The organism is candidate division TA06 bacterium, from assembly GCA_016208585.1.
GTDB lineage: Bacteria > Edwardsbacteria > AC1 > AC1 > EtOH8 > UBA5202.
On record JACQXR010000085.1, the window covers coordinates 1 to 20,705 of the forward strand.

Consider the following 20,705-nt stretch of genomic DNA (forward strand, 5'->3'; position numbering starts at 1 on the left):
CGCGGCAGACCTGTCATCGAGTGAAAATAAAACAAACCAAAAACCACAACCAAAAGGAGAAAAGGACATGAAACGGTCAAAATTCATCTTCGCATTTGTAACATTGCTTTTGGCGTTTGGCATGACGCAAAAAGTTTATGCCCAGCCGCCCGACACCCTCTGGACTGCTCGATATAACGGTTCGGCAAATAGCAATGATGAGGCGCAAGCCTGCGCATTGGATGATTCTGGATATGTTTATGTGAGTGGAGAATCCTACAATGGTTCCAACGACGACATCTTTACTATTAAATATAATCCTGTTACTGGCGATACAGTCTGGACCCGGAGATTTAATAAAAGTGCCGATGGAGCTTATGGGTGTGCGGTTGATGGTTTGGGAAATCTTTATGTAACCGGACATTCTGGTTCCGCAGATATCACAATTAAATACAATGCAATTAACGGTGACACGGTGTGGACCCGCAGTTACAACGGCCCGGTCAGTTGCGATGGTTATGCCTATGCTTGTGCGGTTGATAGTGCGGGAAACCTTTATGTGGTCGGAGAATCAAATTATAATGGCACCAACGACTACCTTATATATAAAGCACAACGGACATTAGTAACACAATTAATTGCCGCCGAGGATAGTGTGAATTATAACTACCTGACAATAAAATACAATACAGCTACTGGTGATACGATATGGACCAGGATATTTGATGGCTCGGTCATTGGCGGTAGTTATGCCCATGCTTGCGCGGTTGATGATTCAGGAAACCTGTATGTAACCGGGTATTCCTACCCCGACTATCTAACCATTAAATATAATGCAGATACCGGAGATACACTATGGACCGCGCGTTATTACCCCGGCTCATCTTATAGTAATGCTGCCTGTGTGGTTGATGGTTCTGGAAATCTTTATGTCGTAGGATATACATACAATGGCGTAAACGCTGACTACCTTACTATTAAATATGATCCAGTTACTGGGGATACAATATGGACCCTCCGGTATAACGGCCCTGACAATAGCGTTGATGCGGCGTTTGGCTGTGCGGTTGATGGCTCGGGAAATCTTTATGTGACCGGAGTTTCTTCCAACGGCGCGAACTATGACTATCTAACTATTAAATATAATACTTCTACGGGCGTGGAGGGGATGCCCGGGGACAGTATACAGAGGATACCGTTAAGGCTGGTGCAGAATAGCCCTAATCCATTTAGCCATGCAACAACCATCAAATACCAAATACCCCAAGCGGGTAATGTTAGTTTGAAGGTTTATAACGTAGCCGGGCAATTAGTCAAGACACTAATAGACGAAAATTCAAACTCTCTCCGCAACAGGGAGGGAAGGGAGGGGTCCGTAACCTGGGACGGTAGAGACCGGAATAACCAGCAAGTCTCCAACGGCATATATTTCTACCAACTGCAAGCCGGGGACAAACAGGCCACCAAAAAGCTGATAAAGCTAAAGTAAAGGGACGTTCATCTGTCGGTTAAGATTTATCTGTGCCAAGTATAAAAGCCGCCCCGCAAACTGCGGGGCGGCTTTTATAGTCTATTGAATATTAAAAATCAGTGTCAATCAGTGTCCTATAGGGTTTGTTCTTGTCACTTTTGCTGCACCCGGTTCTTGGCGTTTATATGTTCCCTTAAACTCCGGCTGAATATATGCCCCCCGTCGCCCTTGGCCACAAAATAAAGATAATCGGTGCGGGCGGGGTAGACCGCCGCCTCCAGCGACTTCCGGCCAGGATTGCAGATGGGGCCGGGAGGGAGACCGATGCGCCTATAAGTATTGTAAGGCGACTTGATCTCCAAGTCGGCGTAGGTCAGCCTGGCATTCTTATGACGGGGCAGGATGTACTCTATGCTGGCGCAGGATTCCAAAGGCTTCTTCAGCTTCAACCGGTTGTAAAAGACCGAGGCGACCACCGCCCGTTCCGAGTCCACTTGGGCCTCGCTTTCCACCAGCGAAGCCATGATCACCGCTTGGTGCAGGGTGCGGCGCTGTTTTTTCAGCTCCTGGTGCCAGGCTGGAGGGATCTGCAACTGGAAATGTTCCAGCATCAAGGCCGCGATCTTATCCGCCGGGGTCTCCCATTCAAAAGAGTAGGTGTCGGGAAACAAATATCCTTCCAGGCCCGGGGCTGAAACATTGAGTCTTTTGACAAAATCCTTATTGGTAAAGGCAGCCATCAATTCTAGGCTGTCATTGCCGGTGGCGGACTGCAGCAGGCCGGCGATCCGGGCCATGGTCAGGCCTTCGGGGATGGTCACTTGGTTGTAAAGGTTGGTGCCCCGGTAAAGCTGCTGGAGGGCTTCCCAGGAAGATAGCGGCCATTCAAATTTGTAGCGTCCGGCCTTGAGGCTTTGGTTGAGGCCCATCAAGGATGATAAGAATTTGAAACTGCGGGGGCTGCTGATCACCCCTTTTTGGTAGAGGTTATAGGCAATGCGGGTGGTGGATTGTCCCTTGGTGATGGTGATTATCTGGCTTTGCCAGCCGGTGTCGGCCGGGGGAGAGACGAAGAACAGCAGGCAGCCGATGGTCCCCAAAGCGACGGCTATCAGGAAAATGGCCAATCCGGCAATGTATTTTTTAGCTGGCTGCATGGTCTTTTAAATAATCGGTAAGGATTATGGTGGCTGCCGTTTTGTCCAAGAGGCATTTGTTGTTCTTAAGCTTTATTCCCGACTGGTGCAGGCTTTGCTGGGCGATCTTGCTGGTGAACCTTTCATCATACAGGTGCACCGGAAGCTGCAGTCTCCGCTCCAGGAATATTTTGGTTTCTTCCACCATCCGGCTGAGGCCGGTGGGGGAGCCGTCCAGATGGGATGGCTTGCCCAGCACGATGGCGGTGATGGGGAATCTCTGCTGATACTCTTTTATTCTGGCCAGCAGGCCCTGCCGGCCCCGGATCTCAAAGCACTCCAGTCCCTGGGCTGTGATGCCCAGTTCGTCGCTGACGGCGGAACCCACCCGGCGCCGGCCCAGGTCCAGGGCCAATATCCTGCCATTAGGCTTTGATTCCGGCATATCGGCAAAAATCCCTTATGGCTTGGGCATGGGCCTTGAAGGCTATGTTCTCGGGCAGCCTGTCGCGCGGGAAAAGTTTTATGGCGCTGGCGTCATCCCCGGGCCGGTAATCTCCGTTCTGAGCGATACCCAGGTAAACTATCAGCACGGCCTGGGTGCGGGGATCGTCGGTTCCGCTGTAAACGCCGATCAATTCCCCGGTACGGATCCTTAAACCAGTCTCCTCGAATATCTCGCGCCTGGCGCAGGCCTTGGGAGATTCCCCGTATTCCATGAAACCTGAGGGCAGGCACCAATCCCCTTGGTGGGGCTGATACTTGCGGCGGACCAGAAGCAGCTTGCCCTGAAGCAATATGATGCAGCCGGCGGCCGGGGCCGGGTTGCGGTAGTAAACGAAGCCGCAGTCGGGGCAAGTTTGGCGGCGATGACCGTCAAGCAGGGCTGGGTTAAGATGAGAACCACAGCTGGGACAATGCTTATAAATCATGATTCAATAACAAATGGATATTATTGTAAAAAGGCTGCGGGTATCAATTCCAGCAGCCTTTTTAAACTTAAGTGCAGGACTATTTTGCCTTTTGAATTTTACCGGACCGCAGGCAGCGGGTGCAGACATCCAGTTTTTTGGTCTTGCCTGCCACCGAAGCGTGAACGGTATGCAGATTGGGGTTCCAGCGCCGGGGCCCTACGTTGTGGGCATGGCTGACGGTATGACCGAAGCTGACGCCCTTGCCGCAGATTTCGCAAATATTACCCAATGGATCTCTCCTTGTTTTAAAAATTACCATGAAAACTATACTGCCGGCCAGTATAAAAACCGTCCGCAGTTGCCGCAGTTGGTGATGGTCTGGTTCCTTTTGGTATTGGTGGCCTGGGAAGTCGGCATCATGATGTAGCAGCCGCAGCAAACCCCGTTGATGACCGGCACCACCGGGCGTCCGTATTTTTGTTTGAGTTTTTTATAGCGGTTCAGTATCTCCGGGTCCACCTGTTTTTCAATCTCGGACAGGGCTTGGTTGAGATGGTCCTGGCTAACTTCTATTTTAAAGCCCATGGCTTCCTGCTTGTTGGCTTCTTCGGTGGATTCTTTGATCATCAATTCCAGGTCGTGAAGGGTTACCAGCAACTCCAATTGAGGATGTATCATTTTATCAGCTTCCGTGTTTTAAAGTTTTTTTTCCAGTTCGTCCATCCGGAAAATAAATTCTTCGGGGGTATCCGCCGTGAACAGGGAGTCGTTGGAAGTCAATCCTTTGGCCAGCTGGGCGATCTTGCCCAGAACGATCAGGTACTGGTTCTGGGGATCGTGGGGCGGGGCGATGATCAAAAAGAAGAGGCGGGAGGTTTTTCTGTCGATGGCATCAAAGTCCACGCCGTTCTTGGACCGGCCCACTATCAGGGAAAGTGAGTTCAAAAGCAGGGAACGGCAGTGGGGGATGGCCACGCCTTTGCCGATGCCGGTGGATCCCAGTTCTTCCCGCTGTTTAAGGTTAACCAACAACATGTGCTGGGCCTTTTCGCCCAGCGAGGTCTGGCCCACTAATTCCTTGAGTATCCCGTCGCGGCTTTGGGCCTTCAGGTGAAGGTTGATCTGCTCGGGCTTTAAAATGTCGCTTAAGTTTATTGGCGCACTACCCATAGTTTTATATTGGCCTCCACTTCGGGATGAAGTTTAATGGGAATGTTATAGACGCCCAGCATTTTGATGGGCTGTTCCAGTATCAGTTTGCGTTTGTCCAGTTTCACGCCTTGGGCCGCCAGAAGTTCGGAGATGTCGGCGGCGGTAACCGAGCCGAAAAGCTTCTCGTCTTCGCCGGCCTGGACGGCGGCGGTGCAGGAGATCTCATTGAGCTTTTTAGCCTGCTCTTCGGCTTCATTTTTCTTGCGGGACAGGCTGAGGGCCTCGGCCTGAATCTTCCGTTCCAGCTGCTTGAGGTTGCCGGCGCCGGCCAGCATGGCTTTGCCCTGGGGCAGAAGGTAATTGCGGGCGTAACCCGGCTTGACCTCCACCACCTGGGTCTTTACGCCCAAAGACGGTATATCCTGAGTCAAAATTACTTTCATTGTTATTTCACTTCTGCAAGATTATATTAACGGTGTTCAGTGACGAAGGGCAGCAGCGCCAGGTGGCGGGCCCTTTTGATGGCGTCGTTCAAGAGCCGCTGGTGCCTGGCGCAGTTGCCGGAGATGCGCCGGGGCACGATTTTGCCGCGCTCGGTCATGAAATGACGCAGTTTTTTATCGTCCTTGTAGTTTATCAGTTCGGCCTTGTCCTGGCAGAATTTGCATTCCTTGCGGCGCATGATCCGCGAAGGAGCATTGGGGTCTCGTCTTTCTCGGGGTTCTCTCATGACAATCCTTTAAGGCGGTTTAGGGTATATTTATTCTACCAACGTAATACTATGTCCGTAAGGGCGTAGATGTAGTGAATCCTGCAAAGCAGGACGGACGAAGTCTGAAATCAGGACAAAGATGCTATGGCCGTAAGGCCATAGCCATTCACTTATTCAGATATCGGGCGATTCCGACGGCTCCTCGGAGGTCGGAGCGGAGGCGGTGGATTCAAAACGCTCCAAAAACCTGACGTTGTCGGCCCGGACCTCCAGAGAATTCCTCTTTTGCCCGGTCTCAGTCTCCCAGGAGCGGCTTTCCAGGCGGCCTTCCACCAGCACCGGACTGCCCTTATGCAGGTGTTTGCCGATGTTCTCGGCCGCGCTCTGCCAGGCCACCACGTTGACAAAAGTAGGCTCGTCCTGCCAGTTCCCGGCCTGGTCCTTAAAACGGCGGTTTAAGGCCAGGGAAAAATTACAGACGGCGGTGCCGTTGGGGGTAAAACGCAGTTCGGGATCGCGGGTCAGCCTGCCGGCCATCAGCACCCGGTTCAGATTAGGGATCTTAAGCTCAGTCATATAATAATGCTCCGGTTATTGGTACAGTTCAATTGAATATTCTAAAAGGGAAGGTCATCGTCGCTCTTGCTGATGGCCGGTTCTTCGTTGGCGACCGGATCGGGTCCTGATTCTGATCCGGTAGCCCCGGTTGCGGCGGCGGAACGGGATTCGCGGTCCAAAAATTCGATCCGGTCTGCCCGGATCTCGATGATGCTGCGCTTTTGCCCGTCCTCGGTCTCCCAGTTGCGGTTCTGAAGTTTTCCTTCCACCAGCACCGCCCGGCCCTTGGCCAGATACTGTTTGCAGAGCTCGGCCAGCTTTTGCCAGGCCACCACTCCCACATAGGTGGCCTCATCCTTCCATTCGCCGGTAGCGCTTTTGTAGCGCCGGTTGAGAGCGATGGTAAAGTTGGCCACGCTGGTTCCGTTGGTGGTCTGCCTAAGCTCGGGGTCCTTGGTGAGGCGGCCGACCATGAAAACACGGTTCAAATCGGCTAAACGTAATTCTGACATGATACTTGATCCTTACTAATTGTAATATAAATATCGGGTGTTATTATAACCAGGTGAATGCCGCTAGGTCAGGCTTTGGCGGGTTTGGGGACTTCCACCGGAGCGGCCACGGTCATCACGCTGGAGGCATGCCCTTTGATGGTCAGGTGCCTGATGATGCTCTCGTCCAGACGGATGTTGCGGTTAATCTCGGCCGGAAGGGTAGCCGGCGAAGTGAACTGGAGGCAGACGTAAAAACCCTCCCGCCGGCTGTTGATGGGGTAGGTCATTTTGCGGCGGCCCCATTTTTCCACCAGGGCTATTTCTCCCTGATGGCTCTTGATCAGCGCGGAGTATTTTTCCACTTGTTTGTCCACCCCGGCCTCGTCAACCGCCGGATCGATGATCAGAACTGTTTCGTAGGCGTTCAATTTTGTTTAAACTCCCCGGTATTGGTTTAGGATATATTTTGCTGATTTAAGTTGATGATGGCCTTGTCCACCCCGGCCCGGATCACTTCAGTGGCTGTCTTTGCCGCCTGTCCGGTCATTAATCCGACTTCTGATCTTTCCGCTTTGGCGAAGCTGGAGAGCACGAAATCGGCCATCTCCAGGGATTCGGGGACCGGGCCCACGCCCAGCCGCAGCCTGGCGAAATCCTGGCTGCTTAAGTGCTTGATGATGGACTTGAGGCCGTTATGCCCTCCATCAGAGCCCCTGGCCCTGATCCGGATTTTTCCCAGCGGCAGGTTGACATCATCGCAGATTACCAGCAGGCGGGAGGCTGGGATTTTTTGATAGCTTAAGGCCTTGGCCACGGCCAGTCCGCTTTGGTTCATGAAGGTCAGGGGTTTTATCAGAAACAGTCCGCGCCTGGCATCGCCGGCGCAGGAATACAAAGCCCGCCTTTTCCAGCTGAACTTAAGCTGTTCCACCAGCAGGTCCAGGACCATGAATCCCAAATTGTGACGGGTTTGGCTGTATTCCCGGCCGGGATTGCCCAGTCCGGCCAGACACCAGATGTTCGTTTTTTTGCCTGAAGCTGAGGAATGCATAAGGGAGGATCAGGCCTAAACCTCTTCCTCAGACTCCTTCTTTTTCTTGGCTACCAGTTCCGGCTCCTTGGGAGCGTTCTCGGCTACAGCGGCTACAGCGGCCACAGCGCCATCGGCAGCCACCGGCTCGGGCTCGGCCCGCGGGGCCAGCACGCTGGCCACCGGCTGGGTGGGAGAGCCGTGCAGTTCGGCTTTTTCCAGTTTGATGTCGGAAATATGCAAGGTCTGCCCCAGTTTCAGCCCCGAGACATCAACCACGATCTTTTCCGGGATATCGGTGGGCAGACAGGAAAGCTCCACCGAGTGCAGGGTCTGCTCCAGTCCGCCGCCTTCGTTCTTGACGCCGGTGGGCTCGCCGGTGAGGACGATGGGCACGTTGATCCGGATCTTTTCAGTCAGCAGAATTTCCTGAAAATCCATGTGCAGCAGGGTATTTTTCAAAGGCTCGGTCTGCACCTGGCGAAGCAGGGCCTTAAGTTGTTTTTTGTCATCGGCCAAATCCAGGTTGATGATCACGTTGTCGTGGGAGGCCAGTTTGAACAGGGGAATCAGATCGGCCGAGTTGATAAAAAGGGAAAGAGCCGGCTGGCCGTGTCCGTAAAGCACCGCCGGAATCTGTCCCCCCCGGCGCATTTTTTTGACCCGCTGTTTGCCGGTCTCCTGCCGGCGATGGGCTGTCAAATTTACTTCGTTCATGTTTGCAGTGGTCTTTCCTTATTCTATTGTTTTGTAGTTATTCCTTTATGGGGTTCGGCACCGGCCTAAACTTTAAACGAACAGCGAGCTGACCGATTTTTCCTGGTGAATGCGCCGGATGGCCTCGGCCAGCAACTTGGCGATGGAAAGCACCTTGATCTTGGCGATCCTTTTATCGGGGGTCAGGGGGATGGTGTTGGAGAGAACCATTTCCTTTATTGGCGAGCGTTCCAGGGAATCAATGGCGCTGCCGGAGAGCACTCCGTGGGTGGCGCAGGCGTAGATGTCCTTGGCGCCGTTCTTTTTCAGGATTACGGCCACTTCGCTGACGGTCCGGGCGGTATCCATGATATCATCAACTATCAGACAGTTTTTGCCGGTCACATCGCCCACCACATTAAGGATCTCGATCCGGTTGGGGCCGGGCCGCCTTTTATCAATTATGGCCAGGGGCGTATCGTTTCCCAGCCGCTTGGCAAAGGCCCGGGCCCGGGGCACGCCGCCGGTATCGGGAGAGACCACCACCAGGTCCTTGAGCTTATGTTTCACAAAATGGCTGATCAGCACTGGCGAGGCGTAAAGGTGGTCCACCGGGATATCGAAAAAGCCCTGAATGGGTTCGGCATGGAGGTCCAGGGTCAGCACCCGGTTGGCTCCGGCCACGGTGATCAGGTTGGCCACTAATTTGGCCGAGATGGGCACCCGGGGCTGGTCCTTGCGCTCCTGGCGGGAGTAGCCGAAGTAGGGGATGACGGCGGTGATCCGTTTGGCCGAAGCCCGTTTGGCGGCATCGATCATGATCAGCAGCTCCATCAGGTTGTCGCCGGGGGAGAAGGTGGGCTGGACGATGAAAACATCGGCCCCGCGGATGTTCTCGTTGATCTTGACCCGGAGCTCCCCGTCCGAAAAACGGCTGATGGTGCAGTCGCCTATGGGCTGGCGCAAGGCCTTGCAGATATCTTTGGTCAGCCAAGGGTTGGCGGTGCCTGAAAAGATCTTCATGCTCGTTCAAAATATCAGTTTAAAATTAGAATTACTAATGGGAGCGTATATTAGTAGACATTCCGGTTTCTTTTAAATCCAATATAATTAGTGTATTTAGCGTGTTTCGGTGGGGAAAAGTCTACTATTGGTTCGGCTACACTCACCACAAGTATCCGCTCTGATTAGTACTATATCGTGTCTGGCTCCGCGTATCTCCTATTCACTGCGAAGATATTCCATGGTGGCAGGAGTTCAATATCTACCAGGAAATCCGAAATCGCAGAGTATTTATCGGAATCGGCAGGCCACCTGTCAAGCTCCCAAGGATATATGAATCTCCTCTCCTGGAAGCCAGACGCTACGAGAATCTCTTCAAGGACCCATTTATCAAGACCCAGTCCGATATAGCCCGTGAAATGGGCATTACCAGAACCAGAGTCAGCCAGATAATGGCATTCTTGAAACTGGCACCCGAAATCCAGAAAGAACTCCTTGCACTTCAGGACCAGAAAGCGCTCCAATTCTTCTCGGAACGTCGATTAAGACCGCTTCTTAATATAAAAGAACCGTCAATACAAATACAAGAATTCAACAAAATGAAAGAACAGATGTCACATTAATATCTGACTTGTGTAAATACAATATTATTTCTCACAAAATTATATTCATAATAAAGTATTGGCATAGCAAGATTTTTTGCATTAAATACATTAAACGCATCTCGGATTTCTTGCCAAAAAGTGGTTGGATTCCCATTTGAGTCCAATTTCTTTCTTCTTAACCTGTTATTACCAGAATTTGGAATTTCTCGCGCCACAACAATAGGTTGAATATTCGCATTTATTGCCCCATTTATATATTGACTAGTCCAATTTATATATTTGAATATTTGACGAGTAATAGTCGGGGTAACTTGTTCATCTTTGAGCTCCATTATTTTATACTGTCGAATATTACGAGGCAGATTGATAATTGAAAATATATCTATACTTCGCATTCCAACTCCACACTTTACTTCGTTACCTAACCAAATGATTTGGCTTGCAGGATCTGTGATTGTATCAAGGGTTTGATTTACATTCAACCCGGAATTTTCTGTAAAATATGCTTGTAGATGAATTTCAAATGCCCTACTACTATTTGCAAGTTTCAGAATTTGAGGAAGAATAGGAGTCGCAGGATTTGTCGCGCCTGCATATCGCTTTCTTCCATTCGAGACAACCTTAATCTCTTGACTTGATGCATTATAAGTAAAACCATCTGAATTATTATACCGTAAAGGCCGGTTGTTATTAGCACGCTGTATCATATCTATGAGACGATCAGACTCTTCGATTGTCAATGGAGTACATCCTCTTTGCCCCTTTAATTTCCTGTATATTAGGCTCCAAAGTATTTCTTTAGCATATACTGGTAAGTTATCAAGGGCCTGATATTCCACAACTCCTTTTGAATATACATCTGCTGGGTCAATCCTCACTCTATAAATTAGTTTTTTACCTAGTTGCTGTTCAAGATAAGTCGGATTACCCGAGTCTTGAATAACAATGGGATTTATATTCGCAATTTTAAATATGCCAAAGAATCCGCCATCTATACCGGAACTTTCTTTGGTTTCTAAATAGAATATAACCCTATCTCCTATTCTGACTCTTTTAATATCTGAAAGGAGCCCGATATGATCATTAGCGTCTGCTGCCCCAGTCCCTGCAAACAAATATTCCAGGTGTATTGGAAACGATGATTCATTTACTATAAAAACATGTGTTGTCATTTTTTTACTTTCTTAAAAAGCAAAATATATTCATGTTTAAAAATATAAAAACCGCCAACTAAAGCTCTGTATCTCCAGAGTTCTTTTTGATTCATTTTTCCCTTTGTTTCTTCAAAATTTTTAACTATAACAGATTTTAACATATATCCTCTTTTTAAAACTTCGTTCATAGTGTAAAATCCCAAGGGTACCCATTCGCCTTTTGAATATTTATCTCCGATAACTACTGCAAAATATCTACCTTTATCAAGAACATCATATGTGTTGTCTACAATCTTACCAAAAAGATTTAAAAATTCTTCCATGGTTTTAGCGTTTGATAAATCTTTATTATTATTACTGAATTTTATGATATTCCAATAAGGTGGGTGCATTATTAAGAATTGGATAGATTTTATTCCTCTCGTTTCTAATTCTTTTTTAAAGTTTAATTCTGTGCTGTCTGCATTTATCACCTCTGTTTTAGCATTAAAACTATTTTTTTCATTGGAGATATTTTTATTTGCTAATTCAACTATTTCAGGTAACAATTCAACCCCTATTCCATTTCTCCCTAATCTCTTACACTCAATTAAAGTTGTTCCGCTTCCTAAAAAAGCATCCAAAACCCACTCGCCCTGCTTTGTATACCTCCTTAGAAACTGGTTCGGGATTTGTGGAATAAAATTACCCCAATAACCTGCGTTATGCGCTCCAGACTTATTTCTTTTATCTAAAATCCATAAACTTTCTGTAAGGATATCGTCATATTCTTTCCAGCGATTAAGATTTAAATCATTGATTTTACTGCTCTTAACTTCTGTTAATCCCTTTTTTAATCGGTTAATATAATATTTTGCTCTTTCCATAGTCTGAGCATCTGCTATTTGGGTTAGGTCTTCTAACAGAATATCTTTTTTGACTTTTGCAGTTCCACCATTGGATAAAATATTTAATATACCGATATTATCCTTTCTTGGATTCTGAATAATATCAATAATTTTTTTAGTTTCTAATCTCAGTTTAATGCTTTCGTTAATTTCTTCTATTTTTGCTAAAACTTCTAAAAACATATCTTGGTTTATGATAGTCTCTTTTCTCCAATCAACCCTATCATTACCCTGTTGATAAGTAATGGTTGAGGGTACTCCTTCTTTTACAAAAAGTTGTTTATGTCTTTTTTGCTTATACCTTACTCTTTTTTTCATTTTTCACCTTAAACTATATCTTTAATCCCCTGCACTGTTAACCACTTCTTTTAAGTGCAGTGGATTGTATTGACTGGCTCGGGGGCAGGGACTCGAACCCTGGTTCTCAGCTCCAAAGGCTGGTGTCCTACCAATTGGACGACCCCCGAATACAATTAACAATGAACAAAATATCAATTAACAAAAAAATGGAAAAAGTGGAAAGATATATTAGTGGTGTCTTTGTGTTAGTGCCACTTCGATAAACTCAGTGCATCGCTTTGTGGCAAAAATCCTGGGGCAATAAAAAATTGACACCAGGCCGCTTGAAAGAGTCAAGCTTGGTAAGCCGCATGGAGATGTCTCTGGACCATTTCGGCCAGTGACGCAGCGACCTACTGTCAATTATTATATTTGCCCGCTAAATTCACGAGAGAAAATCGGGATAAAAAATATTTTTCGTGCCCCTTCGGCACGGCTCAGGGCATGCCTTTAGCGGGGAAAGGATCATTCCTGTTATTTCTCTTCGGACGGGATCTCGGTTTCGGCGGGTTTGGAGCCGCCGTCCTTAAGTGCCTTGTGATATTCGTCCAGAATTGATTTTTCCAGCATCAGCCGGGTCTCGGCGTTGATGGGGTGGGCGATGTCCTTGTAAGTGCCGTCGGTCATCTTGCGGCTGGGCATGGCAATGAAGGGCCCGTTGATCCCCTGGATGATCTTGATGCCGCGCACCGCAAAGGCGTTGTCGAACGTGACGTTGGCAAAGGCCAAAAGCTTGCCGTTGTCCTTCTGCCGCAGCGAAACCTTGATCTCGGTGATCTTCATGCAAGTTATCCTTTTCGTCCGTTAATAGCTTGGTGGATGAATTCGCTTTGTATTGTTGAGTTCATTGTAAAAAGGTAGTGATGTGCCTTCACTGAAAAACGGCTTTTCTACTTGACCCTAGTGCGATTATTTTATGCAAGGGATACATTTTTAATAGTCTGAAAATCGTAAATGGTGCTTTTTACAGGGGACTCATTGTTTTTAGGATAAACTTCTTTTAGGATTTTTGGCTGATGGCGTAAAAGCAGCAGGGCCATTGCGGTTTCAACTTTGAAACGGCCTGGCGGGAGGCTTCGGCATCGCAAAAGATCCCGAAGACCGAGGAACCGCTGCCGGACATCAGGGCGCCCAGGGCCCCTTGTTGAACCAGTCGCTGCTTGATCTCCGCTATCAGAAGGTGCGAAGGCATCACCGCTTTTTCCAGGTCGTTGAGGAGGAGCTTGGTCAGCTGTCCGGGGTCGGGTTCCGATAGAGAATCAGAAACAATTATTTTACTAAATTCTGACCCTTTTGTCAATGATATTTTAAGGTTTTTATAGGCCCAAGCGGTGGAAACCCCGAATCCGGGATAGACGATCACGAAATGATAAATTTGCCCCCAGTCCAAAGGTTTTATATTTTCTCCCCGGCCGGTGACCAGGGCGGTGCCGCCCCTTAAAAAGAACGGGACGTCCGAGCCCAGGGAAAGGGCCAGACGGTGGAGTTCCATATCGCTAATCTCCATGCCCCAGAGCCCAGCCAGGCCCAGCAGGGCGGACGCGGCATCCGAAGACCCGCCGCCCAAGCCCGCCCCGACCGGGATGTTCTTGTTCAAGGTGATTCTTGCCCCGGGAAGCTTGTCATCCTGAGAAAGACCGCCGGCAATGCTCCCGGAAGATCTCACCTTTTCCTGCAGCAGCCTGGCGGCCTTGACCACCAAATTCTTTTCGTTAACCGGCAGGCGCCCGTTGTTGCAGGTTAGAACGATCCGTCCGTTCTCCAAAGGCTGAAACTCCAGCTCGTCGCACAGCGAGACCAAATGGAAGATGGACCGCAGGTTGTGGCGCCCGTCGGGCCGTTTGTCCAGCACTTCAAGATGAAGGTTGAGCTTGGCGTAGGCTTTTAGCCGGATTGATGACAGCATAAAAAATATTATACAACATTCCGGATCAAACTTAAAGATTTATTTTTACCTTTATTTTTACTTTTAGTCTTGAATTATTTTTTTGATAATGGTATATTTAATGTTTATAAAAATAAAGGCAATTACCTAACCCGGACAAGCCGGAACCAAAAGGTTATTTATGTTCTTTTTCTTTTTTGTGCCGCCCCTTCGTTTGCAAGGCAGGTTGGCTTGCTCAGGGCAGGCTCCATAAAAAGAACCAAAAAGAAAAAAGCTCGTCGCGTAAAATTATCCTGGCCATGCTTACGCTAAAGCTACAGCAGGCCCGCGTTGCGCTTTATCATTTATGCCTCCCCGCCGTGGCGGGGTATACGGCGTCTTTTGCGATGCTCACTGATAATTTTAATGCGACCTACCGGGGCTTTTTCGTGAACAAAAAACGTCGTTGTTACTCGTTGACTTGTATAACGTTACAAAATCGCTTAAAGCCGGAGAGCTGCTATTCAAACAGGGCGATCCCGGCGATGAGATGTTCCTCATCCGCTCCGGCAAGATAAAGATCACCCGCTCGGCCGGAACCATCGAGAAGACCCTGGCGGTGCTCAAGGAGGGCGATTTCTTCGGCGAGATGGCGGTGATCGACGGCAGCCCCCGCTCGGCCGCGGCCACGGCCATCGAGGAGACCAAGCTGCTGATAGTGGACCGGGAGGCCTTTAACTCCCAGCTCAAGAACAATCCCATGATCGCCTACGTGCTGGAGACCATGTCCCGCCGCTTGCGGGAGACCAACAAGCAGGTGGAGTTCCTTTTGATCCGCGACGAGATGAGAAGGGTGGTGGCCATGCTGGTGTCCATGGCCAAGGAACGGGGGGCCAACACTCCGGACGGCGTGGTGATAGATTTTCCCTACGACTACAACACCCTGGGCGGGATGGTAGGGATGGAGGCCTTCAAGACCGAGGAGATCATCAAGAAACTTTTGAGCCTAAACCTGATCAAGATCGAAGACCGCAAGCTGATAATGCCCAGCCTCAGCGACATCGACGAGTACCTGAGATACATCACCCTCAAGGAAAAATTCTCCTCCTGATAGGGAACCAACCACGGAAACGCGGAAATGCCAAAAGCACTGAAATGTATAAATGTATAAGGGAAGTGCTGAGATTATTGATGTTTCAAGTTTTCCTTTCAGGCTTCAGTGTTTCCGGGGTAAAGTATTTCGATAAAATTTTAATTGCGACTGGAATTCATGCAGGAATATCTGGATCTAGTAAAACATATACTAGACAACGGGACGGCGCAGAAGAACCGCACCGGGGTGGATGCTTTGAGCTGCTTCGCCTGTTTCTACCAGGTAGATCTGCAAAAGGGCTTTCCTTTGCTGACCACCAAGAAGGTCAATTTTGAAGCCATGCTGCACGAGCTTTTCTGGTATTTAAGCGGCCAGGCCCACATCAGGGAACTCCGGGAAAAAACCAGGATCTGGGACGCCTGGGCCGACGGCGAAGGCCGGCTGGAAACGGCCTATGGCAGGTTCTGGCGCAGGTTTCCGGTTCCTTCCAAAGCAGCCGAGGGCGAGAAGTGGGGCAGCCGCTGGGTCACACAAGATCCCGAGACCGGGGACAGGGTATTCGACCAGATCCGCTATATCAGAGACATCTTAAAAGAGATAAAACAAAACCCGGCCACCCCCAACCGGCGGCGGATGGTGGTCACGGCCTGGCATCCCGGGAACGCCGCCGAGAGTAAACTGCCGCCCTGCCATTATACCTTCTGCTTCAATGTCATCGGCGAGCGCCTGAACTGCCACCTGACCCAGCGTTCCGGGGATGTAGCCTTAGGGATCCCCTTCAACCTGGCCTGCTATTCGCTGTTGAACATGATGCTGGCCCAAGAGACCGGGTTTAAGCCCGGCCGGTTTGCCCACGCCATCATCGACGCCCATATTTACGCCAATCATATCGAAGGGCTTAAACAACAGCTGACCCGGGAGCCGAAGAAACTGCCCAATGTCCATATCGCCGCCAAGCCTTTCTTTGAACTCACATCTTCTGACATCAGTTTGGAAGGCTACGACCCGCATCCGGGAATCAAGTTCGCCCTGGCGGTATGAGCGGGCCGGAAAAGATAATCATCGTGGCCATGACCCGCGGCCGGGTGATCGGCCTGAACGGTAAAATGCCCTGGCACATTCCGGCTGACCTGAAACTCTTTAAAAAACTTACCCTGGGCGGCACGGTGATCATGGGCCGCACCACATACGATTCCATCGGCAAACCCCTGCCGCAGAGGAACAACATCATAGTCAGTGCCACCGTCAAAGAACTACCGGGAGCAACAGTCTGCCCGACTTTTGAAGAAGCAGTGAAAAAAGCGGAAGGTTTTGGCCGGGACATATTTTTCATCGGCGGGGCCAGCATTTACCAACAGGCCCTGGCAATGGCAGACCAGATGCATGTCTCCTGGGTCAAGCAAGATTTTGAAGGCGATACTTATTTCCCGGAATTTGACCTGAACCGGTGGCAGGAAACTGAAACGAAGGAGTATCCGGAGTTCACCCATATTGGGTACCGGCGGAAATAGCACAACCTCTGTTCTTACATAACACCAAGCCGTCGATTGATAATATCAACTATATATTTTTTAAAATGATCGAACGTTATACCCTTCCCAAAATGAAGACCATTTGGAGCGAACAGAACAAATTCCAGAAATGGCTGGAAGTGGAGCTTTTGGCTTGCCAGGCCCAGGCTCAATTGGGCAATATCCCGGACAGCGACCTTAAAAACATCCAAGCCAAGGCCCGGTTCCAAGTGGAAAGGATCAACCAGATCGAGGCCGAGGTCCACCACGATGTGATCGCCTTTTTGACCAACCTCTCGGAACATATCGGACCGTCCTCGCGCTACGTGCATCTGGGCATGACCTCGTCCGACGTGCTGGACACCGCCTGGGCCGCGCTGATGAAGGAGGCCGGCCAGGTCATTTTGGAAGACCTGCAAAAACTTGCGGCGGCCCTAAAGGGGAAAGCCTTGGAGCACAAGAACACCATAATGATGGGCCGGAGCCACGGGATCCACGCCGAGCCCATCACCCTGGGGCTTAAGTTCGCCCTGTGGTGGCAGGAGGCCCTGCGCAATACCGACAGGATGCAGAGAGCAGTTGATTCGGCGGCCTGCGGCAAGATCTCCGGGGCGGTGGGCACTTTCGCCCACATTGACCCCAAAGTGGAGGAGTTCGTCTGCCGGGAACTGGGCTTGACCCCGGAGCCGGTCTCCACCCAGATCGTCCAGCGCGACCGGCATGCCGAGTATTTGTGCACCTTGGCCGTGATCGCCGCCAGCCTGGAAAAGATAGCCCTGGAGATCCGCCACCTGCAGCGGACCGAGATCCGGGAAGCCGAGGAGCCATTCGCCAAGGGACAAAAAGGCTCTTCGGCCATGCCCCATAAAAAAAACCCCATCATCTGCGAACGCATTTGCGGCCTGGCCCGGCTGGTCCGGGGCAACGCCCAGGTGGGGTTGGAGAACGTGGCCCTCTGGCACGAACGCGACATTTCCCATTCCTCGGCCGAGCGGGTGATAATCCCCGACAGTGCCATCGCCCTGGATTACATGCTTAACAAGGCGGTCTGGCTGATCGAGGGACTGAACGTTTTTCCCCCAAGGATGCTGAAGAACATCGAAGCTTCCGGCGGGCTGATCTTTTCCCAGGCCCTGCTGCTGGCCTTGGTGGACAAGGGTCTGACCCGGGAACAGGCCTACGTCGCAGTCCAGAAGAACGCCATGCGGGTCTGGGAACAGGGAGGATCGCTGAAAGAGCTGGCGTTAAAGGACGGGGAGATCAGCCGGAATATCAGCCGAACGGAAATGGAAGAGATATTCAATATAAATAAATTTCTGCGCAACGTTGACTATATTTACCAAAGAATAGGGCTCCGGTGAGCTTCATTTTTCAGGAGGATGAATCATGTCCATGACCATAATAGCCTTTGCCCTGGCCGCCCTGTTTCTGGTCCTTTTTCTGGTCAGCAGCGGCGGGGCCGGCAAGAAAACGGCCGGCCTGAAGGAAGCCCAGGAGCGGCTGGCCCGGCTTCAAATAGAGGACCGGCGCCAGAGCGATCTGGTCCAGAACCTGAAGACCAACATGGCCACCCTGGAAAAGGAGAAGAACGAAAGGACCCGGGTGTTCATGGTGCTGTTAGAGCTGGCCCGGACCTTAAGCGGGAATATCGAGCAGGAAAAACTGCCGCCGTTGCTGCTGCGGATCGCCCAGCAACTGTTCGACGCTGAAGAACTGATATTCTTTAAACCGGAGGATGACGGCCATGCGCTGGCTGCCGCCGCCCAGATCGGGGTGGATGAAAAAACGGCCAGGTCGTTGAACCTTAAGGTCGGCAACGGCTACCTGGGGCACACCGCAGCCAAAAGGTTAGTGATGACTAAGGAAGATTTTGCTACTGAAAGCAATCTGATCAAACAGCATATCGAGGCCACTAAGGAAAGCGGGATCGCTCCGGTGCTGTGCCTGCCCTTGGTGCAGCACAATGTCCTTTTGGGCCTGGTATCCATCGGTAAAATAACCCAGCGGGCCAAGGAGGAGCGCAACATGCTGATGATCTACCAAAGCCTGGGGTCCATGGCCATGGAGAACGCCCGGATGTTCGATCAGCTGTATACCAAGGACCGAATGACCGATCTGTTCAACTGGCGTTATTTTGAGGAACGGGCTCAGGCCGAGTTGTCACGCTCCAAACGTTTCGGCCACAAGCTTTCCTTTACCCTGCTGGACCTGGACAACTTCAAGACCTTTGCCGAAGCCAACGGCACCCAGGCCGCCGAAAAGGTGCTGGCCAAAGTAGGGGCGTTGCTTAACGAGTGCGTCCGCAAGATCGACATTCCCTGCCGGATGTCCGAGGATTCTTTCGCGGTGGCCCTGCTGGAGACCGAGCGGGTCCAGGCGGTGCAGTTCGCCGAAAAAATAAAGAAGATCATCGAGGAAGCGCTGTCCACCATTGACCAGGCTTTTGCCTCCCAGAGCCTGACCGTGACGCTGGCGGTGATGACCTTCCCCGACGACGGATTCACCATGGCCGAGATGTTCGATTCCGCCGCCAAAAAACTGGCCGAGGCCCAAGCCAAGGGCGGCAGCGTGATCATCAAAAACATTTCCGAAGAGACAGCCTAGGCGGTAAAATCCGAATATCAAAACCCGAAATCTCAAACAAATGCAAATGACCAAAATTCCATAAAACAAAATCAATTTTGGGTTTCGGGAATTTTTAATTCATAATTATTTAGGATTTTACCGCAACAGCGGCACCCCGTTTAACACGCTGTGGCGGTGGCTGCAGCGGTGGCGGTATTCGTATTTAGGATTTGCCCAAGCTCATTTCAATATTCATTTAGTTTAGAAAACGGTTTGTCAACACATGAAGATCGCACCCGAGGGTTTTGCCACCATCGCCATAGCCTTTTTGCTGGCCGCTGTTGCCCTGGCCGCCTGGATATTCTGGCGCGGGGCGCCCCTGCTTTACCTGACCCTGGGTTTCGGCCTGGTGTTTTTGTTCATGCTGTTTTTTTTCCGCGACCCGGCCCGCAGCGGCAGTTTTGAACCGGGGCAGTTAGCCTCGCCGGCCGACGGCAAGGTGGTGATTGTCCGGGAGACCGAAGATGCTTTTCTCCATAAACAGAAGGTTTTGCAGGTCAGCATCTTTTTATCGCCGATGGACGTCCACATCAACCGGATACCGGTTACGGGAAAAGTAATATACCAGCAGTACCATCCCGGCAAATTCCTGCCGGCCTTTGAGGGAAAGGCCTCGCTGGCCAACGAGCAGATGCATCTGGGAATAGAGAGTGCTTATGGGAAAATTTTAATGAAGCAGATCGCCGGTATTCTGGCCCGCCGGGTGGTCTGCTATCCCAAGCTCGGGGACTCTGTAATTGCCGGACAGAGGATGGGACTGATGAAATTCGGCTCCCGGATAGACCTGCTGCTGCCGCTGGGGACCAAGGTCAATGTGAAGGTGGGGGATAGGGTTCTGGGCGGGGTTTCTATCATTGGAGAGATGCAGTCAATGCAGTAGAAATATTTCAATCCGATAAGGAAAGGAGATTAAAATGATTATGGAATACATCCAGGAAGCCTTTCGACGGGCCAGATATGAAATCATCGATGATGATGAGCCGTTTTATGGGGAAGTGCCGGAACTTAAAGGGGTATGGGCGCAAGGGAAAACATTGGAGGAATGCCGCGAAAATCTTGCCGATGTAATTGATGGCTGGATTTTGGTTCGTCTAAGAAAGGGTCTGGCGATACCCCAGTTGGGCAAGAGACAGATTAAAGAATTGGAAAAGGTAGCTGCCTATGGCTAAGCTTACTCCTGTTAAGTGGGCAATATTTGTTCAACGGCTGCGTCAATTGAAATTTGAAGGCCCGTATCAGGGCAGTAAGCATCCTTATATGGTGAAAGGGGATTTAGTCCTAACCATACCAAATCCCTTAACCTCTGAAAAACGGGGTAAGTCCAGTAAAATTATGGTAAAATTATGGCATTAAACTCCCTTTTTATTCCCTCTGGGTTTGAAAAGACCCTCCTTAAATTAGCATCCGCCTTCACCAAATATGATATCCCCTATGCTATCATTGGAAGCCTGGCTTCCTCTCTTTACGGAAAATCAACATTTAT

At 50.2% G+C, this 20,705-nt stretch carries 27 protein-coding genes and 1 tRNA gene; 8 read left to right on the top strand and 20 right to left on the bottom strand.

The window, feature by feature from the left end; genetic code table 11:
* Positions 1 to 67 precede the first annotated feature (67 nt).
* Positions 68 to 1,468 carry a T9SS type A sorting domain-containing protein gene (locus tag HY768_06430; GenBank protein ID MBI4726845.1) on the top strand — a complete coding sequence of 467 codons (1,401 nt, stop codon included), beginning with the start codon at positions 68 to 70 and terminating at the stop codon, positions 1,466 to 1,468.
* A 134-nt stretch (positions 1,469 to 1,602) separates the two neighbouring features.
* Here HY768_06430 and mltG read toward each other — a convergent pair whose 3' ends face one another.
* The 20 genes from mltG to ispE all read right to left on the bottom strand — a co-directional run bounded on the left by mltG (position 1,603) and on the right by ispE (position 14,035).
* Positions 1,603 to 2,607 carry an endolytic transglycosylase MltG gene (gene mltG, locus HY768_06435; protein ID MBI4726846.1) on the bottom strand — a complete coding sequence of 335 codons (1,005 nt, stop codon included), beginning with the start codon at positions 2,605 to 2,607 and terminating at the stop codon, positions 1,603 to 1,605.
* On the bottom strand, positions 2,594 to 3,031 hold the full coding sequence (gene ruvX / locus HY768_06440; GenBank protein MBI4726847.1) for a Holliday junction resolvase RuvX: 438 nt from the start codon (positions 3,029 to 3,031) through the stop codon (positions 2,594 to 2,596). The genes mltG and ruvX overlap by 14 nt, the downstream gene beginning before the upstream one ends.
* The gene (locus HY768_06445) at positions 3,012 to 3,518 is read right to left on the bottom strand and encodes an NUDIX hydrolase (GenBank protein ID MBI4726848.1); all 507 of its coding nucleotides are present in this window, start codon (positions 3,516 to 3,518) and stop codon (positions 3,012 to 3,014) included. Before HY768_06445 ends, ruvX begins: the two co-directional genes overlap by 20 nt.
* Before the next feature lie 79 nt (positions 3,519 to 3,597).
* Positions 3,598 to 3,789, bottom strand: a complete 192-nt coding sequence (locus HY768_06450) for a 50S ribosomal protein L28 (GenBank protein ID MBI4726849.1) — start codon at positions 3,787 to 3,789, stop codon at positions 3,598 to 3,600.
* A 35-nt stretch (positions 3,790 to 3,824) separates the two neighbouring features.
* A complete protein-coding gene (locus tag HY768_06455; GenBank protein ID MBI4726850.1) occupies positions 3,825 to 4,178 on the bottom strand; it encodes a hypothetical protein in 354 nt (117 codons plus the stop codon).
* An 18-nt stretch (positions 4,179 to 4,196) separates the two neighbouring features.
* Complete coding sequence (locus HY768_06460) at positions 4,197 to 4,670, bottom strand: PTS sugar transporter subunit IIA (protein MBI4726851.1); 474 nt, start codon at positions 4,668 to 4,670, stop codon at positions 4,197 to 4,199.
* Positions 4,652 to 5,095 (bottom strand): 50S ribosomal protein L9, encoded by a 444-nt coding sequence (locus tag HY768_06465; GenBank protein MBI4726852.1) that lies wholly within the window; start codon positions 5,093 to 5,095, stop codon positions 4,652 to 4,654. The genes HY768_06460 and HY768_06465 overlap by 19 nt, the downstream gene beginning before the upstream one ends.
* A 26-nt stretch (positions 5,096 to 5,121) precedes the next feature.
* Positions 5,122 to 5,382: a 30S ribosomal protein S18 gene (locus tag HY768_06470; GenBank protein MBI4726853.1), complete on the bottom strand. Its 261-nt coding sequence runs from the start codon at positions 5,380 to 5,382 to the stop codon at positions 5,122 to 5,124.
* 156 nt (positions 5,383 to 5,538) lie between these two features.
* Entirely contained in the window at positions 5,539 to 5,940 is a 402-nt protein-coding gene (locus HY768_06475; protein MBI4726854.1) for a single-stranded DNA-binding protein, read from the bottom strand.
* Between the two features lie 41 nt (positions 5,941 to 5,981).
* On the bottom strand, positions 5,982 to 6,434 hold the full coding sequence (locus tag HY768_06480; protein ID MBI4726855.1) for a single-stranded DNA-binding protein: 453 nt from the start codon (positions 6,432 to 6,434) through the stop codon (positions 5,982 to 5,984).
* A gap of 68 nt (positions 6,435 to 6,502) precedes the next feature.
* Entirely contained in the window at positions 6,503 to 6,844 is a 342-nt protein-coding gene (rpsF, locus tag HY768_06485; GenBank protein ID MBI4726856.1) for a 30S ribosomal protein S6, read from the bottom strand.
* Positions 6,845 to 6,870: 26 nt separating this feature from the next.
* Positions 6,871 to 7,467: an aminoacyl-tRNA hydrolase gene (locus HY768_06490; GenBank protein MBI4726857.1), complete on the bottom strand. Its 597-nt coding sequence runs from the start codon at positions 7,465 to 7,467 to the stop codon at positions 6,871 to 6,873.
* Between the two features lie 15 nt (positions 7,468 to 7,482).
* On the bottom strand, positions 7,483 to 8,163 hold the full coding sequence (locus HY768_06495; protein ID MBI4726858.1) for a 50S ribosomal protein L25: 681 nt from the start codon (positions 8,161 to 8,163) through the stop codon (positions 7,483 to 7,485).
* Positions 8,164 to 8,235: 72 nt separating this feature from the next.
* Positions 8,236 to 9,165: a ribose-phosphate pyrophosphokinase gene (locus tag HY768_06500; GenBank protein MBI4726859.1), complete on the bottom strand. Its 930-nt coding sequence runs from the start codon at positions 9,163 to 9,165 to the stop codon at positions 8,236 to 8,238.
* Between the two features lie 170 nt (positions 9,166 to 9,335).
* Positions 9,336 to 9,668: a hypothetical protein gene (locus HY768_06505; GenBank protein ID MBI4726860.1), complete on the bottom strand. Its 333-nt coding sequence runs from the start codon at positions 9,666 to 9,668 to the stop codon at positions 9,336 to 9,338.
* Between the two features lie 95 nt (positions 9,669 to 9,763).
* Positions 9,764 to 10,921 (bottom strand): hypothetical protein, encoded by a 1,158-nt coding sequence (locus HY768_06510; protein ID MBI4726861.1) that lies wholly within the window; start codon positions 10,919 to 10,921, stop codon positions 9,764 to 9,766.
* Entirely contained in the window at positions 10,918 to 11,973 is a 1,056-nt protein-coding gene (locus HY768_06515) for a DNA methyltransferase (protein MBI4726862.1), read from the bottom strand. Before HY768_06515 ends, HY768_06510 begins: the two co-directional genes overlap by 4 nt.
* A gap of 209 nt (positions 11,974 to 12,182) precedes the next feature.
* Positions 12,183 to 12,257, bottom strand: a tRNA-Gln gene (locus HY768_06520).
* Positions 12,258 to 12,603: 346 nt separating this feature from the next.
* Positions 12,604 to 12,912: a septation protein SpoVG family protein gene (locus HY768_06525; protein MBI4726863.1), complete on the bottom strand. Its 309-nt coding sequence runs from the start codon at positions 12,910 to 12,912 to the stop codon at positions 12,604 to 12,606.
* Between the two features lie 217 nt (positions 12,913 to 13,129).
* Positions 13,130 to 14,035: a 4-(cytidine 5'-diphospho)-2-C-methyl-D-erythritol kinase gene (gene ispE / locus HY768_06530; GenBank protein MBI4726864.1), complete on the bottom strand. Its 906-nt coding sequence runs from the start codon at positions 14,033 to 14,035 to the stop codon at positions 13,130 to 13,132.
* Between the two features lie 439 nt (positions 14,036 to 14,474).
* Between ispE and HY768_06535 the strand changes: the two genes are divergently transcribed.
* The 7 genes from HY768_06535 to HY768_06565 all read left to right on the top strand — a co-directional run bounded on the left by HY768_06535 (position 14,475) and on the right by HY768_06565 (position 20,391).
* Positions 14,475 to 15,104 (top strand): Crp/Fnr family transcriptional regulator, encoded by a 630-nt coding sequence (locus tag HY768_06535; protein MBI4726865.1) that lies wholly within the window; start codon positions 14,475 to 14,477, stop codon positions 15,102 to 15,104.
* Positions 15,105 to 15,263: 159 nt separating this feature from the next.
* On the top strand, positions 15,264 to 16,127 hold the full coding sequence (thyA, locus tag HY768_06540; GenBank protein ID MBI4726866.1) for a thymidylate synthase: 864 nt from the start codon (positions 15,264 to 15,266) through the stop codon (positions 16,125 to 16,127).
* Positions 16,124 to 16,597, top strand: a complete 474-nt coding sequence (locus tag HY768_06545) for a dihydrofolate reductase (protein MBI4726867.1) — start codon at positions 16,124 to 16,126, stop codon at positions 16,595 to 16,597. The genes thyA and HY768_06545 overlap by 4 nt, the downstream gene beginning before the upstream one ends.
* A gap of 65 nt (positions 16,598 to 16,662) precedes the next feature.
* The gene (locus HY768_06550) at positions 16,663 to 17,958 is read left to right on the top strand and encodes an adenylosuccinate lyase (protein MBI4726868.1); all 1,296 of its coding nucleotides are present in this window, start codon (positions 16,663 to 16,665) and stop codon (positions 17,956 to 17,958) included.
* A 25-nt stretch (positions 17,959 to 17,983) separates the two neighbouring features.
* Positions 17,984 to 19,201, top strand: coding sequence for a sensor domain-containing diguanylate cyclase (locus HY768_06555; GenBank protein MBI4726869.1), 1,218 nt, complete (start codon positions 17,984 to 17,986; stop codon positions 19,199 to 19,201).
* Between the two features lie 244 nt (positions 19,202 to 19,445).
* The gene (locus tag HY768_06560; protein MBI4726870.1) at positions 19,446 to 20,102 is read left to right on the top strand and encodes a phosphatidylserine decarboxylase family protein; all 657 of its coding nucleotides are present in this window, start codon (positions 19,446 to 19,448) and stop codon (positions 20,100 to 20,102) included.
* 34 nt (positions 20,103 to 20,136) lie between these two features.
* Complete coding sequence (locus HY768_06565) at positions 20,137 to 20,391, top strand: type II toxin-antitoxin system HicB family antitoxin (GenBank protein MBI4726871.1); 255 nt, start codon at positions 20,137 to 20,139, stop codon at positions 20,389 to 20,391.
* The last annotated feature ends 314 nt before the right edge of the window (positions 20,392 to 20,705 follow it).